The organism is Sneathiella limimaris (assembly GCF_012932565.1).
Taxonomy (GTDB): Bacteria; Pseudomonadota; Alphaproteobacteria; order Sneathiellales; family Sneathiellaceae; genus Sneathiella; species Sneathiella limimaris.
The window spans coordinates 1,561,483-1,578,705 of record NZ_JABBYJ010000001.1 but is presented as its reverse complement, the minus strand read 5'-3'; the positions used below and the strand labels follow the sequence as shown (position 1 = coordinate 1,578,705).

The 17,223-nt window shown below is 50.7% G+C and carries 15 protein-coding genes; 8 read left to right on the top strand and 7 right to left on the bottom strand.

Annotated elements, in window-relative coordinates:
• The first annotated feature begins 12 nt into the window (after nucleotides 1-12).
• From fliN to HH301_RS07580, 7 genes are read left to right on the top strand one after another with little or no spacing between them, the layout of a single operon-like run.
• On the top strand, nucleotides 13-288 hold the full coding sequence (fliN, locus tag HH301_RS17880; RefSeq protein WP_420821181.1) for a flagellar motor switch protein FliN: 276 nt from the start codon (nucleotides 13-15) through the stop codon (nucleotides 286-288).
• Between the two features lie 14 nt (nucleotides 289-302).
• Complete coding sequence (locus tag HH301_RS07605) at nucleotides 303-1,076, top strand: motility protein A (RefSeq protein WP_169568135.1); 774 nt, start codon at nucleotides 303-305, stop codon at nucleotides 1,074-1,076.
• A 20-nt stretch (nucleotides 1,077-1,096) separates the two neighbouring features.
• Nucleotides 1,097-2,491 (top strand): sigma-54-dependent transcriptional regulator FlbD, encoded by a 1,395-nt coding sequence (gene flbD / locus HH301_RS07600; protein ID WP_169568133.1) that lies wholly within the window; start codon nucleotides 1,097-1,099, stop codon nucleotides 2,489-2,491.
• Between the two features lie 30 nt (nucleotides 2,492-2,521).
• The gene (gene flhA / locus HH301_RS07595) at nucleotides 2,522-4,636 is read left to right on the top strand and encodes a flagellar biosynthesis protein FlhA (RefSeq protein WP_169568131.1); all 2,115 of its coding nucleotides are present in this window, start codon (nucleotides 2,522-2,524) and stop codon (nucleotides 4,634-4,636) included.
• Nucleotides 4,637-4,647: 11 nt separating this feature from the next.
• A complete protein-coding gene (locus HH301_RS07590) occupies nucleotides 4,648-5,892 on the top strand; it encodes a flagellar biosynthesis protein FlhF (protein WP_169568129.1) in 1,245 nt (414 codons plus the stop codon).
• Nucleotides 5,889-6,692 (top strand): MinD/ParA family protein, encoded by an 804-nt coding sequence (locus tag HH301_RS07585; protein WP_169568127.1) that lies wholly within the window; start codon nucleotides 5,889-5,891, stop codon nucleotides 6,690-6,692. Before HH301_RS07590 ends, HH301_RS07585 begins: the two co-directional genes overlap by 4 nt.
• Nucleotides 6,693-6,723: 31 nt before the next feature.
• A complete protein-coding gene (locus HH301_RS07580; protein ID WP_169568125.1) occupies nucleotides 6,724-8,616 on the top strand; it encodes a hypothetical protein in 1,893 nt (630 codons plus the stop codon).
• A 16-nt stretch (nucleotides 8,617-8,632) separates the two neighbouring features.
• Here HH301_RS07580 and HH301_RS07575 read toward each other — a convergent pair whose 3' ends face one another.
• Nucleotides 8,633-9,052, bottom strand: coding sequence for a flagellar export protein FliJ (locus HH301_RS07575; protein WP_169568124.1), 420 nt, complete (start codon nucleotides 9,050-9,052; stop codon nucleotides 8,633-8,635).
• A gap of 29 nt (nucleotides 9,053-9,081) precedes the next feature.
• Nucleotides 9,082-10,425, bottom strand: coding sequence for a flagellar protein export ATPase FliI (fliI, locus tag HH301_RS07570; RefSeq protein WP_169568122.1), 1,344 nt, complete (start codon nucleotides 10,423-10,425; stop codon nucleotides 9,082-9,084).
• A 189-nt stretch (nucleotides 10,426-10,614) separates the two neighbouring features.
• Between fliI and ctrA the strand changes: the two genes are divergently transcribed.
• Nucleotides 10,615-11,316, top strand: coding sequence for a response regulator transcription factor CtrA (ctrA, locus tag HH301_RS07565; protein ID WP_169568121.1), 702 nt, complete (start codon nucleotides 10,615-10,617; stop codon nucleotides 11,314-11,316).
• 104 nt (nucleotides 11,317-11,420) lie between these two features.
• Here ctrA and HH301_RS07560 read toward each other — a convergent pair whose 3' ends face one another.
• The 5 genes from HH301_RS07560 to HH301_RS07540 are packed head-to-tail and all read right to left on the bottom strand — an operon-like array spanning nucleotide 11,421 to nucleotide 17,069.
• Nucleotides 11,421-12,257 (bottom strand): CheR family methyltransferase, encoded by an 837-nt coding sequence (locus HH301_RS07560; RefSeq protein WP_169568119.1) that lies wholly within the window; start codon nucleotides 12,255-12,257, stop codon nucleotides 11,421-11,423.
• Nucleotides 12,254-13,384, bottom strand: coding sequence for a protein-glutamate methylesterase/protein-glutamine glutaminase (locus HH301_RS07555; protein ID WP_206378221.1), 1,131 nt, complete (start codon nucleotides 13,382-13,384; stop codon nucleotides 12,254-12,256). The genes HH301_RS07560 and HH301_RS07555 overlap by 4 nt, the downstream gene beginning before the upstream one ends.
• A gap of 44 nt (nucleotides 13,385-13,428) precedes the next feature.
• Entirely contained in the window at nucleotides 13,429-13,794 is a 366-nt protein-coding gene (locus HH301_RS07550) for a response regulator (protein WP_169568117.1), read from the bottom strand.
• Between the two features lie 24 nt (nucleotides 13,795-13,818).
• Nucleotides 13,819-14,271 (bottom strand): chemotaxis protein CheW, encoded by a 453-nt coding sequence (locus HH301_RS07545; protein WP_169568115.1) that lies wholly within the window; start codon nucleotides 14,269-14,271, stop codon nucleotides 13,819-13,821.
• A complete protein-coding gene (locus HH301_RS07540; protein ID WP_169568113.1) occupies nucleotides 14,268-17,069 on the bottom strand; it encodes a hybrid sensor histidine kinase/response regulator in 2,802 nt (933 codons plus the stop codon). Before HH301_RS07540 ends, HH301_RS07545 begins: the two co-directional genes overlap by 4 nt.
• Nucleotides 17,070-17,223 lie beyond the last annotated feature (154 nt).

The window sequence follows — 17,223 nt, the reverse complement described above, 5'->3', positions numbered from 1 at the left end:
GAGGATCACGATATTCAGGATGATTCCGATATCGCCCGCACAGCCGCCGATCTGGAAGCTGTGTTTGATATTCCAGTGCATGTTTCTGCTGTTCTGGGCAAATCCAGAATGCAGGTCAGCCAGCTTCTAAAACTCGGCCGGGGGGCCGTTGTTGAGCTGGACCGCAAAGTCGGTGAAGCGATCGATATTTATGTCAACAACCGTCTTGTCGCCCGCGGAGAGGTTGTTGTTGTGGAGGACCGGCTGGGTGTCACAATGACCGAGATTATCAAGTCGGATCGCAGATAACTGGATAACCAATAATGAACTTGGATTTTGCGACAATTTTTGGGCTTTTTGGCAGTTTTGCTGTGATTACGGCAGCCGTCCTCATTGGCGGCTCCGCAACAGCTTTTTATAACCTGCCATCAGTTCTTATTGTGCTGGGGGGCACTTTCCTGGTCACAACCATGAGCTATTCGCTCTTTGAGGTCTTGCGCTCTCAACGCCTGATCTTAAGGGCCCTTTTCAAGCCGCATCGGCGCCCCATTGAGGTCGCCATGGATATGATTGAACTGGCAGAGCGCTGCCGGGGCAGAGGTATTCTAAAATTACAGGACTATATCAGTCAGGGAGATCCAGAGAGCTTCCAGAACAAATCCCTTCAACTGGTTGTGGATGGTCTGCCTGCTGACGAGGTCAACCGGATCCTCAGTAACGAGTTAAAAGCCATGTCAGCCCGTCACAACTCTTCTGCGGGTATGCTTCATCGGGCAGCCGAAGTTGCACCCGCCATGGGCCTGATCGGAACACTGGTGGGACTTGTCCAGATGCTCAGCAGCCTGGATGATCCGTCGACAATCGGACCAGCCATGGCAGTTGCCCTTCTGACAACATTTTACGGCGCGGTTCTCGCCAATATGTTTTTCAGCCCACTTGCGTCGAAACTGGAACGCAATTCCGCTGAGGAAGTACTGATTAACCGCATTTATATCGCCAGCGCCACCTCCATCGGCAGACAGGAAAATCCCCGTCGCCTGGAAATGGTACTGAATACCTTGTTGCCGCCGACCGAGCGCGTGCAGTTTTATAATTAGAGTATCGGGAGAATAAGCAGATGCGTTTGCTTATAATTGGATCATTAAACGGACAAATCGGGGCGGCCAGCAAAATTGCTATGTCCCGGGGCGCGAAAGTCAGCCAGGTTGAAGATATTGAAGCCGCGTTGACCTCCTTGCGCTCAGGTCGGGGTGCAGATATGGCGATGATTGATGTCAATCTGCCTATTTCGCAACTGGTTGAAAGCCTGACAAACGAGCGGATCAACCTGCCCATTATTGCCTGTGGCATTAACACCGAAGCCAAGGCTGCGGCCAATGCCATTCGCGCAGGTGCCAAGGAATTTTTGCCGCTGCCCCCAGATCCGGAGCTGATTGCTGCCGTTCTGGAAGCCGTCGCGGAAGATAATTCCCAACTGATTTTCAGTGACCCGGCTATGGCCGAGGTTGTGAAACTTGCTGATCAGATTGCCCCCTCCTCTGCCTCCGTTCTCATCAACGGTGAGACCGGTACCGGTAAAGAAGTGATGGCAAGCTATCTACATAAGAAAAGCAACCGCTCTGATAAGCCGTTTGTTTGTGTAAACTGCGCAGCAATCCCTGAAAACCTTCTGGAATCTGAATTATTCGGACATGAAAAAGGTGCCTTTACCGGCGCGATTGCCCGGCGGATTGGTAAGTTTGAAGAAGCCAATGGCGGAACCTTGCTGCTGGACGAGATCAGCGAAATGGATATCCAACTGCAGGCGAAGCTACTTCGGGCCATTCAAGAGCGGGTGATTGACCGGGTTGGTGGTACCAAGCCAGTTCCAGTGGATATTCGAATTCTCGCAACCTCCAACCGGGATCTGGCAGAAGCTGTTCAGGAGAGAACCTTCAGGGAAGACTTGCTGTTCCGGCTGAATGTTGTGACGTTGAAAATCCCACCGCTTCGGGAACGTCCATCTGATATCGTGACCCTATCCAAACATTTCGCCAAAAAATATTCTGAAATGAATTCCATCCCAGAGCGGGAAATCAGTCAGGCTGCGCTTGAAAAACTGAAACGCAATGGCTGGAAAGGTAATGTTCGGGAACTGGAGAATACGATGCACCGGGCAGTATTGCTGGCGCAGGGTGATGACATTGGTCCAGAAGCCATTCTCATGCCAGATGGCAGCGCAGTTCCTGAAACTCCTGCAATGGCAGGTGCAGCAGCGCCTGCAGCAATGGCGAGCCCATCAGCATCCGCAGCAACTGCAGAGGCTGCAGAGGGCGGCAGCATGGTTGGCCGAACAGTTGCAGATGTTGAAAAGGATCTGATCCTCAACACGCTTGAACATTGTCTTGGCAACCGGACACATGCAGCCAACATTCTTGGAATTTCTATTCGAACCCTTCGGAACAAACTGAAACAGTATTCAGGCGAAGGTGTGGAAGTTCCGCAAGCCGGAACAAGCCGTCCGGCAATGTAACGACCTTTTGGACAGGGATCAGTCGCATAAATGAGTGACAGTCAGGAACAGCAGCAAAGCGCAGGACCCGGTGGGTATAGCCTGCGCGACATCCGGAACATCCTTGGACAAGGAGACATAGGCCTTGCCCTTGGCGTGGTCTGTATTCTTGTTGTTCTGATCCTGCCCATGCCAAGTTGGCTGCTGGACTTTAGTCTGGCGCTCTCGATTACCTTCTCGGTCATCATTCTGATGACCTGTCTGTTTATCGCAAAGCCTCTGGATTTCAGCTCATTTCCAACGGTTTTGCTGATCGCCACAATGATGCGGTTATCGCTTAACCTTGCATCAACGCGACTTATCTTGTCAGAGGGACATACGGGACCTGCCGCCGCAGGTCATGTAATTGAGGCCTTTGGTAACTTTGTGATGGGCGGTAATTTCGTGATCGGGATTATTGTCTTTGCCATTCTGGTAATTGTGAACTTTGTGGTTATCACCAAGGGTTCTGGCCGTATTGCTGAGGTCGCAGCCCGCTTCTCCTTGGATGCCATGCCTGGTAAACAGATGGCAATCGATGCCGATCTCTCCGCTGGCATGATTGACGAGAACACTGCCCGCTCCCGCCGGAAGGAACTGGAGGACGAAAGCAGCTTTTTCGGTTCAATGGATGGTGCGTCTAAATTCGTTCGCGGTGATGCCATTGCCGGCCTTCTGATTACCTTCATCAATATCATCGGCGGTATCATTGTTGGTGTCGCGCAAAACGGCTTGAGTTTCTCCCAGGCGGCAGAAAGCTATACGCTGCTGACGGTTGGTGATGGACTTGTCAGTCAAATTCCGGCGCTGATCGTTTCGGTTGCGGCCGGCATGCTGGTGTCGCGCGGGGGTGTAACTGGAACCGCGGACAAGGCCCTGATCGGACAGCTGGGTGGATATCCACGTGCCCTTGGGGTTAGTGCCTTCCTTCTGGTTAGTCTTTCGTTCCTGCCAGGTATTCCAATGATCCCGTTTCTGCTGCTGGCAGGTACAATAGGATATGCGAGCTATTACCTATCCCGACAACGCCAACAGGAAGAAGTGGCCGAACAACAAAAGGTTATTGAAGAGCAGAAAGAAGCAATCCCAGCAGAAGAGCCAATTTCAACGGCCCTCGCCATTGACGATCTGCGTCTGGAGCTGGGATATGGATTGCTGTCCCTGATCAATGATACTGAAGGCTATCGCCTGACCGATCAAATCAAGGCCCTGCGCCGCCAGATCGCTGGTGATATGGGTTTTGTGATGCCAAGCGTCCGGATCCTCGACAACATGCAATTGCCCGCCAATAATTATCTGGTTCGGGTCAAAGAGCTGGAAGCAGGTGAAGGTGATGTCCGGCCGAGCCAGCTTCTTGTCATGGACCCACAAGGTCTACCCATTGACCTGCCCGGTGAAGAGACAACTGAGCCAACGTTTGGTCTGCCTGCCGTTTGGGTAGATGAAGGTCAACGTGAGGAAGCCTCCTTCCGTGGTTATACTGTTGTCGATCCTGCAACCGTTATCACAACTCACCTGACCGAGATCCTGAAAGATCACATGGCGGATCTGTTATCTTATGCAGAAACCCAGAAACTACTGGACGAATTGCCAAGTGCCCATCAGAAGCTGGTTGCCGATGTAATCCCAACCCAGATTACGGTCAGTGGTGTCCAGCGTGTCCTGCAAAACCTGCTTACCGAGCGGATTTCCATCCGCGATCTCGCCAGCATTCTGGAAGGTATCTCTGAAGCGACAGGATATACGCAGAATATCAATATGATTACCGAGCATGTTCGTGCGAGATTGGCACGGCAGATTTCTGCGACCAACACTGCCCCGGATGGCTTTATTCCGCTGGTTACTCTGTCCCCCCAATGGGAGCAGAATTTCGCAGATGCAATCATTGGTCAGGGTGAAGAAAAACAGCTTTCCATGGCGCCAAGCCTGCTACAGGAATTCATCGCCAACATTCGGGATAATTTTGACCGGCTTGCGCAACAGGGACACAATCCTGTTCTGTTGACCAGCCCAGCAATTCGTCCTTACGTTCGATCAATTATTGAAAGGTTCCGCCCCAGCACTGTGGTCATGTCACAAAATGAAATTCATCCCAAAGCCAAATTGAAAACTCTGGCGCAGCTGTAGGGCAACAGTAAATGCGTATCAAATCATTCACCGGCAAAGACATGGCTGATGCCATGACACAGGTTCGCAACGAGTTAGGAGATGATGCGATCATCCTCTCCACTCAGGACCTGCCATCAGGAGAGGCTCAAGTGACTGCGGCAATTGAAAAACAAGACCCTGCACCACCAACCTATCAGCCCAAAAAATCAAATGGCTGGGCAATGGACTGGGATAGTGACTGGCGACTGGAAGCAGAACAACCCCATGAAAAACGCAAAACACTGCCAAAGCGGGTTATTAAAAAGAAAACGCCTGAGCCGGTAGCAGCGGCCCCGAAAGCCAGCCCGGCCAAAGCGGATACAGCAGAACCGGAAGATCGTCTATTCCTGCGCCAGAAAGCAGAGCAGGAAGTAAAACCAAAAGCGGCCCCCAAACAGGCGCGAGCAAAGACTTCAGGTGCGCAGCCAATTCAGGTTACCCCGCAGGTGGAAACTCTGGTTCAGGCCATGGCATTTCATGGCGTTCCAACGTTACTGGCGGAGAGGATCATTCGAACCGCAATCAGCGCCAATACGGATGACACCAATCTGGCGCTAGCCGCGTCACTTGATGAGCATTTCAACTTCGCGCCAAAATTCACTGCACGGAACAAGCCATTGATGCTTGTGGGCCCGCCGGGAGTGGGTAAAACCATGACCATCGCAAAAATGGCGGCATCTGCAACAGTGGATGGTCGCCCTGTCCACGTCATTACAACAGATAAGAGCCGTGCGGGAGCCGTCGATCAGCTAAAGGCCTTCACGGATATCCTTAAGTTGAAACTCTGGGTGACAAATGGGGCGGACGGACTGCCGGAAACCCTGGCCAAAAAAGAACTCAGAGATGGCGCCCATATTCTGATCGATACAGGCGGCATCAATTGTTACGAGATGAAAGATCTTGAAGAGCTGGCGGATCAAATTATCGCCAGCGGTGCCGAAACCCTAGCGGTTCTGCCCGCTGGACTGGATGCCGCCGAAATGAGTGATACCGCAGCCAAGCTGTCTTCTATTGGAGCCAGACGGTTGCTGATTACACGACTGGATACGACCCGTCGATATGGCGGCGTCCTCACGGCAGCCGACAAGGCTGGACTCAGCTTTTCCTATGCAAGTGTCTCACCAGCAGTTGCCACGGGATTGCACGTTCTTACCCCCGTAAATCTCGCCCGATTAATCTTACGTGATCCGACCCAGCAGGGCGTCAGTAGCGAATTTGACAAGGTTCAAAAATGACAGATACACATAGTCCTTTAACCCAACGGCCCACGGCCCATCCCGCAACCGCCACAGCGGGCAAGAACCTGATTACTGTCGCTTCTGGCAAAGGCGGCGTGGGAAAAACAATTATCTCCACCACACTGGCGCATGCCCTGGCAAAGCTTGAAAAGAAAGTACTGCTTTTCGATGGAGACGTGGGACTTGCCAATGTGGATATTCAGCTGGGTGTCATGCCGGAATATGATCTGGCGTCTGTCATCAGTGGTGAGAAAAAACTGAAAGATGTCGCTTTTCACTATGAGCCCGGTGGTTTCGATATTATCGCAGGACGATCAGGTTCCGGCTCTCTTGGAACCTTGGATTCTGATCATCTACAGGCCGTCCACGAGGAGCTGGTCGAGCTTGGCAAGGATTATGATTACATCATTCTAGACCTTGGCGCCGGTATTGATGCCGCTGTCAGGACCCTTTCCTCTGCCAAGGGGCCAAAACTGGTGGTCACCAATGGGGAACCAACTTCGCTCACCGATGCCTATGCCTTTATCAAGGTGACCCATCAGGCCCATCAAAATGCAGATACCAGAATTCTCGTAAATATGGTAAAATCGCGAAATGACGGGCAGAAAGTCTACGAAAAGTTGTTAGCCGCCTGCCGTAACTTTTTGCAGTTGGAGCCGCATCTTGCCGGGATTATTCCCCAGGATGACACTGTCGGTAAGGCTATCAGGTCCCAGTCGGCATTGTTAAGCCGATATCCAACCAGTGAAGCGGCAAGCGAGATAGAGCATCTTGCCCAAAGCCTGATCCGAAGCTAAGGGCCTCGGATCAACATGTCGGGTAGATTGTATGAGCGGAATAAAATCCACATCAGGCTCAACGCCACCGACACCTGTTGAAAGTAACAGGCCTGCGGGGACGTCCGCCCAACAGATTACACCCGTTAGTCCCTCTAATCCGGCTGGGGGTCAATCCAATCCCGCAGTCCCGCAACCAAACAGTATTTCCAGCCTTTCTGAAGGATCCATGTTGGCCGCAGTGGTCACCGCACGAGCGTCTGGCGGTGATACGATGCTGCATACAGAGGTTGGCAATTTTCGTATGCATAGTCGCTCCCCCATTCCAGTGGGTAGCCATGTGGTACTGGAATTGGAAGCTCTGGATGACATGATCGTTGCAAGGGTGATTGCCATTAATGGTGAAAAACTGGCAGCGCCGCCCTCCGTATCACTCTTGCCTGTGGTAAACGCTCCGAAACAGGATGCCTATGCACTGGTTAATCAGCTAGCCAATCAGCAAGGGGGAAGTGAAAATCAGTTACAAAATCTGACAGCCGCGCTGAACAAAGCACCAGCGCGCTCGCCAGTTGCACCAAACGTTCCGCCAGCTGCAACACAAGGCCAAGGGCAAAATCCAACCAATGCTGCAACCTCGTTCTTGATCCCGGGCAATACGGCCCAAGGGCAAAACACCTCTGCACTTAACAGCACCTTGCTTGCCGCATCTTTATCCGCAGGAAATAACACAAGCCCAACACCGCCGTCATCAGCTGGACCAATTGCCGCCTATGCCCATACGAAAAGCCCGGGCTATAGATCGCAACCCACGACGGCTCAAGGCCCTGTTGGCCCACAAGCAGCAACTTCACCGCCAGCGTCAGGGACAACACCAACCGGTCAGCAGCCTGTCGCTTTGGGACTGGAACTGGTTCGCGCCACAATAGATAATCCTTCTCTCAACCAACGATTGATAACCTCCCTTGGCATGGCGCCCCTATCACCCGGCACGAAAATGTCGATGGTTGTGCTCTCTCCAGACGCGGTTCCCAATGCAGCACCAGACCTGCAAAAAGGTATCGCCACCGGAACTGTTATCAGCCTATCTGGCAGTCTCGCCGGGAAAGGCGGCGCAAGAGCCGTTCAGGTGCATGTACAGTCTCCCGAACTTGGTCTTTTGCGATTTGTAACGACAAATCCCCCAGCCAACGGAAGCCAGATCGCTTTGGCTGTATCAGAGAAACTGGAAGCCTTCCCCTTACTTGCCTCTCTGGGCAGTAGCGGCCTTTTTAAAACCCCACATCTGCCTTTGTTAAGTGGTTGGGAAAACTTGCGCCTAGCCCTCAACATTACGGCGTCCCATGACCCGGATCTTGCCAACTTACTACTGAACTCTCGAATCCCGACGGCCAGCTCCGGCCTGGGAGCAAGCCTTCTGTTTTTCCTTTCAGCCTTGAACGGCGGAAATATCAATAAATGGTTGGGTCAGGACTTTCAGAACTTGATGGAGCGAAGTGGTCACGGGGATCTCATGCGCAATCTTCAGGACGATTTTGCAACCTTTTCCAGGCTCAACTCGGATCAAGGTGGACATGACTGGAAGAATTTCACCTTCCCGTTCCTGATAGAAGGGCGGCTTGAACAACTTAAGATGTTCTATCGTCGCCATGGTCGGGAAAATGATGGCCAAATTGAAGATGAAACCCGGTTTATCATTGAACTCGATCTCAGCAAGAGCGGACCGGTTCAATTGGACGGATTATTCAGGCCTAAGCATTTTGACTTGCTGTTCCGTCATCAAAAAGAATTGGAGACAAGCCTGAAAGACCAGGTCAGCCAGATTTTCATCGAGAATATGGAAATTACCGGTCTAACTGGCAGCTTAACTTTCCGGCAACTCCCAACATTTCCCATTCACCCAACCGAAGAATGGGAAGTTAGAAATCCCAACCTGACACAGGTTTGAAGGTCAGCTCCCTAACTTATGAGATGGATTTGCGGCGATACATTTCGATGGAGAAGCTGTCCATCTCTTCCTGATAGCGTTTTTCCTGCTGCTCTTTCAGAAGCCTGAGACGATTTTCCTCTGAAATTTCGTATTTCTTCAGTTCCTGGAACAGTTCCGCCATTTCAGAGCGAGCTTGTTCGATTCGACTATCAAGTTCTTGAATGCTGGCTTGCAGGTTTTCGCGGCGCAAACGCGCCCCCTCAGCATAACTGGCATAATGCAGGGCAGCGGTCGAATCACCGGAGGCAATCTCTTGCTCACGAACCTGTTCCTGGTTCAGTTTTTCCAACTGAGCCACGAAATTTGCCCGTAATTCTTCAAGATCGGACACTTCCCGACGTTTTTCATCGACTTTAAATTTCTGAACCCTGATCAGGTTTCCAATACCGGCCATGAACTATGTACCCCTCTTCAACATGGCAATTATTCTACTGGCGCTGCTGCCGTTTCCTGCGGCGCAACGTTCAATATCTCAGCCAACAACTGATAGCATTCCTCAAGTGATGTATTTTCATCCTTCTGCTGGGCGAGGAACTGCTCCAGCAATGGATAGTAATGAATGGCTGCATCCACGTTTGGATCGCTTCCCTGACGATAGGCCCCAAGCCGAATCAGTTCCGCCATATCCTCATATGTGGATAAAAGCTGTTTTGCCGCCATGATTACCTGGCTTTCTTCAGGTGTATTACAGCCCGGCATGGTTCGGGAAACCGACTTCAATACATTGATCGCCGGGTAACGTCCCCGTTCAGCAATTTTCCGTTCCATCACGATATGACCATCCAGAATACCGCGCACCGCATCAGCGACCGGCTCATTATGATCATCCCCCTCAACAAGAACGGTAAAGAGCCCTGTAATGGTTCCCTTTCCGGGGCCTGGTCCAGCGCGTTCCAGCAATTTTGGAAGCTCACTAAAGACTGTAGGTGTGTAGCCTTTACTGGTTGGCGGCTCCCCACCAGAGAGCCCCACATCCCGCTGCGCCATAGCAAAGCGGGTCACACTATCCATCAGGCACAGCACGTCTTTGTCCTGATCCCGAAAATATTCAGAAAGAGCCAATGTCAAATAGGCTGCCTGACGGCGCATTAAGGCCGGCTCATCGGAAGTTGCAACGACAACGATACTCTTTGCCAAACCTTCTGGCCCCAGGTCATCCTCGAGGAATTCCTGGACCTCGCGACCCCGCTCCCCAATCAGACCAATAATGTTGACGTCAGCCTGAGTGTAACGCGCCAGCATGGATAACAGGACTGACTTACCAACGCCAGATCCCGCGAAAATCCCCATTCTCTGCCCACGGCAGCAGGTTGCAAACGAATTCAGTGCTCGAACGCCAAGGTCAATTTTCTCCCCAACTCGTTGGCGGGAATGGGCAGGCGGCGCTGCATTTTTCAACGGAACAGGCATGCTGCCTTTCCGAAGTGGCGGGCCACCATCAATGGGTTCACCCATGGCATTGACCACACGACCAAGCCAGCTTTGATCTGGAAACACAACGGGATCGGGATCTGCAATCAGGGCTTTACAGCCCATGCCCACCCCCTCAAGAGAGCCAAATGGCATAAGCAAGGCCCGGTCATCGCGAAAGCCGACAACTTCACACTGAACGACCTTATCGCCACGGGCGAGGAGATCAACACGACTGCCAATACTTAAGTGGCGCTGAATTCCACCAACTTCCACAAGCAAGCCCTGGATCGCGGCAACGCGTCCATAGAATTGTTGTGTAGACACCCGACTAATCTCGGAGATAACACTAAGCACCCGATGCTCCCTGACTACTTTTGTTCACTGACATTTATCCTCTGGACATACACTTTGCCTGACATCTTTTAAAGTTTCGTAAAGGATAAATAATCCTCCTTGATAAATTAGTTAATTTTTTAGCTTTGCCGTTAACCATTTGTTAAGCTAGAATCTTAACAATATCGCCTTAATAGGAGGTCCAACTCAATGCGGGTATTATTAATCGAAGACGATAGTTCAATGGCACGTGGCATCGAATTGATGCTAAATGCCGAAGGTTTGAATGTTTATACCACTGATCTTGGCGAAGAAGGCGTAGATCTTGGCAAACTGTATGATTACGACATCATTATCCTGGATCTGGGATTGCCAGACATGTCCGGTTACGATGTTCTGAAAAAACTACGGACAGCCAAAGTGTCAACTCCCATCCTGATCCTTTCCGGTATGTCTGAACCAGACGACAAGGTTAAAGGACTGGGCTTTGGTGCAGACGATTACTTAACCAAACCATTTAATAAAGATGAGCTGATTGCACGGATCCACGCAATTGTCCGTCGCTCTAAAGGGCATGCGCAATCAACCATCTCAACAGGCAAGCTCACGGTCAACCTGGACTCCAAATCTGTAGAAGTGGACGGACAGCGTCTACATCTTACAGGTAAGGAATATGGTATGCTGGAACTCTTGAGCCTTCGCAAGGGCACGACCCTGACGAAAGAAATGTTCCTCAACCACCTCTACGGCGGTATGGATGAGCCTGAACTGAAAATCATCGACGTATTTGTTTGTAAACTGCGCAAGAAACTGGCGTCAGCAACAAATGGGGACAATTACATCGAAACAGTTTGGGGACGCGGATACGTACTTCGGGATCCAGAGGAAAGCCGGAGTGCCAAAGCAAGCTAAACTCAAAATAACATCTCTCAACCAAAAAGCCGCCTTGTTCACAAGGCGGCTTTTTTAAATGGATTACTGCTGCGGCATAACCGCTAACAAGAAATGGATATAGATCAACCCGCTGCTGCGAGCACCCCACCCTGGGCTGGCGTGTATACACCTTTAAGGCCGCTCACAGGGTTCAGATCATCACAAATCCCCAGAACCGTCTCAGCACCGCCAAGGAACAGGGCACCATCACGCGCCATGATCTTATGCATCTGCTTGAGAACCTGAGCTTTTGTCGGATGATCAAAATAGATCAACACATTCCGGCAGAAAATGACATCGAACGTCCCAAGGCTACTCAAAGGCTCCAGAAGGTTCAGTTTCTGGAATTTGACCATAGCCCGAATAGAGCTATCAATCTGCCACATTTCCCCGATTTGTTGGAAATATTTGATGAGCAATTGGATCGGAAGACCCCGCTGAACCTCAAACTGGGAATAAAGACCAGATTTGGCTTTCTCCAAAACTTCATTTGAGATATCGGTCGCGAGTATTTCAACACGCCACCCTGCCATCTTGGCCGCTTCCTCTTTTAACAGCATCGCAACAGAATATGGCTCTTGCCCTGTTGAGCAGGCTGCATTCCAAATCCGTAAAGTCTTGTTGGCAGACCGTGTCTTCAGAAGATGCGGCAGGATGTTTTCCTTGAAGATGTCGAAAGGTTTATTATCCCGGAAGAAGAACGTTTCGTTCGTCGTCATCGCTTCCGTGATATCTTCTTTCAGCTTTTCATCGTTCGACCGGCGAAGCTCGTTTGCCAGATCCTCAAGTGTATTGAGGCCCCGCTGACGCGCCAATGGGACAAGTCGGCTTTCAAGCAAATAGACCTTGTCTTCACTCAGCACGAGCCCAGATCGATCTCTTACGAGGGTACTAAAAAGCTGGAAGTCCTGACTATTCATGACGGTCTCCCTGTTAGTGCGTTCTCGATGGCTCCTGGAATGCTTGTCAGCGGCAGTACCGCATTTGACAGTCCTGCAGTTGCAACTGCACCAGGCATACCCCAGACAACACTCGATTCTTCATCTTGAGCAATTACGTACCCCCCGGATTTTGCCAATTGCTCACAACCTTTCTGTCCATCCTGCCCCATACCGGTCAAGATGACCGTTAGAAGACGGCTACCAAAAACGGTATCCAGGCTCCTGAGCATAGGATCAACCGCCGGGCGACAGAAATTTTCCGGCGGATTTTGATTGAGACTGATTTTCAAGTCAGTACCATCTTTAACGACAGTCATATGCCAGTCACCCGGTGCGAGATAAATATGACCGTTCTCAACTTTTTCACCATCGACAGCTTCGCGGCACGGGATGCCTGCGATCTTGGAAAGATGCTCTGCCAAAATGGCGGTAAAAGTCGCAGGCATGTGCTGCGTAATAAACACAGGAATTGATGCCAGCTTCCCTTTCAACTTCTCAAACAGAGAGAAAAGAGCTTGTGGGCCACCTGTAGATGAACCGATTGCTAAGGCTTTTGGCAACAAACCGTTGGAGCGGAAAGGTCGCAGCTCCACATTCGCGCCTTTGTAAAGCCCGCCACTCGCTGAGGCGACAGGAGGCAATTCTTTACGCGTAGGCTGGACTGGCGGAGGTGTCTGCTCGCCGAGCTTCCGGCGACGGGTTTCACCAAGAGCCTTGATCTTAGCGACCAAATCCCGATGAAAAATCTCCTTATCGTCAGCCTGACGTGTGCTTTCCGGTTTTGGAATATAGTCAGCAGCCCCCTTTGCCAAGGCTTTCATACTGATATCAGCATTTCGCAAGGTCAAAGTGGATGCCATGATGACTTTAACGTCCCGATCCATCTCGATCAGTTTCGGCAACGCCGTCATCCCGTCCATTTCTGGCATTTCGATATCCAGAACCACAATCTCAGGACGGTGTTTTTCAAATTCTTTAAGTGCTACGGCACCATTTACAGCTGAGGCAACAACTTCAATGTCGGCTTCCTCGTTCAGCCAACGTGATAGGAACCCCCGGATAACCGCGGAGTCATCAACAATCATTACCCGATATGGTGTTTTCATTCTCGTTCTAGTTTCCCCGATCAACGACGGAACAATCTGGTTCACTAAAGGACCCCTACCTGCGAAAATTTGGCTTCAATAATCGCCCGATCAAAAGGCTTCATGATATATTCATTCGCGCCGGCTGATATTGCTTCCCGAATATGGGCCATATCGTTTTCTGTCGTACAGAAGACAACAACAGGCTCAGATCCCCCGTCTGCTTTTCGAAGTTCCCGAAGAAAATCGATGCCGTTCATAACTGGCATGTTCCAGTCCAATAGAATGACATCTGGCATCTTGTCCAGACACACGTCCATGGCTCCCTTGCCATCCTCCGCTTCAATACAGGCAAAATTCAGATCCTGCAAAATCCGCCTGGCCACCATACGGACAACTTTTGAATCATCCACAATCAGACACGAGGTCATAACGATATTATCCCTTATAGTTTATTAGGCCGCGACGGATGCTCCTGCGAAATCAAGCAGACGATCAATCTGCAAGATCACAATCAGCTTGTTTTCAGACCGGTAGATCCCTGAAGAAACTTCCCGCCATCTCGGCTCAAGTGTTGCCGGGTTCATTTCAATCTGATCCGTTTTCAGGCTGAGAACCTCCCCGACGCTATCAATAAGAAGTGAATAGGGTTCACCGTGATGCTCCACAACCACGCTCATCTGATGAGCTGCATCATCCGGCGTTGGAAGCCCAAGACGCTTACGAACATCAATGCATGTCACAATGCGTCCCCGGAGGTTCAGTGCACCAGCCACTTCCATTGGAGCGAGTGGAATATTTGTCAGTTTAATGCTGCCAAGGACATCATGAACCTGCAGAACAGGGATTCCGAACATCTGTCCGGCAATCGTAACCGTTACAAATTCCTGCAATTCGTTGCTACTCATCTAGCACCTCCGCCAGCACGCAATGTTTGAGACAATGTATTCATCAGGGCATCCCGATCAAACTTAGCCACATAGTCGGAGAAACCAACCTGACGACCACGATCGAAATCCTGTGGTGTTGTATGGGATGAAAGGGCGATAATTGGTGTGTCCGCCCAGCGATCATCTTTGAGAACTTCTTCAGCAAACTGGAAGCCATCCATTTCAGGCATCTCAATATCGCTGACAATGATATCGAATTCTTTGCCAGCCTCCCGGAGTGCCAGCGCCTGTTTTGGGTTTTCCGCAGTGCTGACTTCATATCCAGCTACAGAGAGGAGTGGAACCAGCATGTTCCGGAAGAACGGGCTGTCGTCCACTAGCAAGATTCTCTGGTGAGCACGGTCAGATCCAAAGGCTGCTGTTTCGTTACCACCGAACCAGTCACCGAAGCATTTCTGCAGATAGTAACCGACATCCAGAACATCTGTCGCCTTACCGCGGATGATGGCACTACCAATCATTCCCTCGACATGAGAGGACATTTCGACATTCAGCGTATCTTCTACGATATCAACGATTTCATCGACCACCAGACCCATGGTCCGGTCATTATCCGTAAAGACCAGAATTGGCTGACGGCCGGTTTCGACCATTTTGCAATCCGGGCTCATAGTGACCAGAGGCATGATCTTGCCGCGATATTGAACAACCATCTGACCATTTGTCATTTCAATGCTGTCCACATCAACTTCTTCGAGGCGAGCAACCAGAGAAAGCGGTACAGCTTTCGGCTCCTGTCCACCTGCACGGCAGATCAGCATTGCAACCTTGTCAGTTTCCATTGAGCTCTTGCCTGCTTCTTCCTCAACCTGGTGATCCGCGATGACGTTTTCGCCAGTTTGTGAGGCAATACCGTTTGGATCCAGGATCATGATCACGCTACCATCACCCAGAATTGTGTTTCCGGAGAAGATGGAGAGGTGACGCAGGATTGGAGCAACCGGCTTCACAACGATCTCTTCAGTGTCGAAGACGCGGTCAACAACAATACCAAATGTGTAGGCGCCGACCTGGGTTACGATAATAAACTCTTCAGAGCCTTTAACTTCACTCTGTTCAGCAACTTCATCTGCAGCAGTTTCCAAACGCAGGATGTCATTCAAGTGAACAAGTGGCAGCAGACGATCCCGCAGTCTCAGGACCGGAGAGTCATTAATCTGCTCAATTGTGTTTTCGCTCTCACCATCCGTTGAGGCGCGAACCAGTTCAACAACACTAATTTGTGGAACTGCAAAACGCTCACCAGCACATTCAACGATAAGAGCAGAGACAATTGCCAGTGTCAGTGGAATCTTGATGGTGAAAATAGAGCCTTTACCGTCTTCGGATTTCAGCTCAACCGTACCGCCAATTTTCTCGATGTTGGAGCGGACCACGTCCATTCCCACACCACGACCAGATACGTTTGTAATTTTCTCAGCTGTCGAGAAACCAGGACGCATAATATAGTTCTGGATTTGCTGAGTGCTCATATTCTCAAGCTCAGCTTCAGAAGCCAGACCGTTTTCAATGACCTTCTTCTTGATCTTGTCAACGTTCAGACCGCGACCATCATCCGAAATGGTGATGATGATGTGACCACCTTCGTGATACGCATCCAGGACTACGCGACCTGTTTCCTTCTTACCGGCTTGCACCCGCTCTTGAGGAGTTTCAAGACCATGGTCAGCAGAGTTCCGAACCATATGTGTCAAAGGATCCTTGATCAGTTCGAGAACCTGACGGTCCAGTTCTGTTTCTGCGCCGTGCATGACCAGATCGATCTTCTTGCCAAGTTCGTGGCTGAGATCCCGAATAATACGTGGCAGCTTGGACCAGGCGTTGCCAATTGGCTGCATCCGGGTCTTCATCAGACCTTCCTGAAGCTCAGTTGTTACATGGCTCAAGCGCTGCAGCGGCACAGTAAACTCATTATCATCCATTCCGCGAACCATCTGCAAAAGCTGGTTACGGGTCAGGACAAGCTCACTTACCATTGTCATCAGATCTTCCAGAAGCTCCACGTTTACGCGGATGCTCTGGTTGGCAAGAGAGGATTCTTTCTTGGCTTCTTCACCACCGGCAGGCTTCTTAGAAACAGCCGCTTCTGCTGGCGCTTCTGCTACTACTGGTGCTGGTTCTTCCACCGGTTCGGCTTCCAATACAGGCTCATCATCTGGTCCTGGCGCTGCGTTAAACGCTGCTTCCAATTCTTCCAGTGAAACCTCACCTGGTTTTAGATCCCGATCTAGTTCCGGCTCAACCGGAGCTGCGGCAGGTGTTTCTTCAGGTCCTTCTGCTGCCTGGAACGCGGCTTCCAGTTCCGCTTCACTTACCTCGCCTGCTAGCTCAACAACGTTATCATCTGAAGCGGCAGGCGCGGCAGTGGCGGCGGCACCTGTTCCATAAGCAACATCGTTCAGGCGGGCAATGAGGTCTGCATCATCACCTTCTGGTTCCTGCTCTGTCTGCTCCAGCGTATCCAAGAGATCTTTAATCACGTCCATGGCTTCGAGAATGATCGTCACCACATCCGGGGTCACAGTCAGTTCGTTGTCACGAATTTTACCGAGAACGTTTTCACCGGCATGGGCGACTGCTTCCAAACGGGGAAGTCCGAGGAAGCCGCAAGTACCCTTGATGGTATGAACAAGTCGGAAAATGTTGTCAATCTGACTAGGATCGTCAGGATTTTGTTCAAGCGCAACCAACGCCGCGTCTACGATTCCAATATTTTCGTTGGTTTCGGTCAAAAATTCGCTTAACAGATCATCCATGGTCTTATTTTCTCCCCGCCACAGCAGGCCTTACATATAAACTTTGCCACTAAGATGAGCGTAGAATGATGGAAAGAGGTTAACAAGCGGTTACGCCAGCGACCCCTTTTGGAAGAAAATTAGAAGTTTGTGAAAATTAGAGTGAAATCAGGAA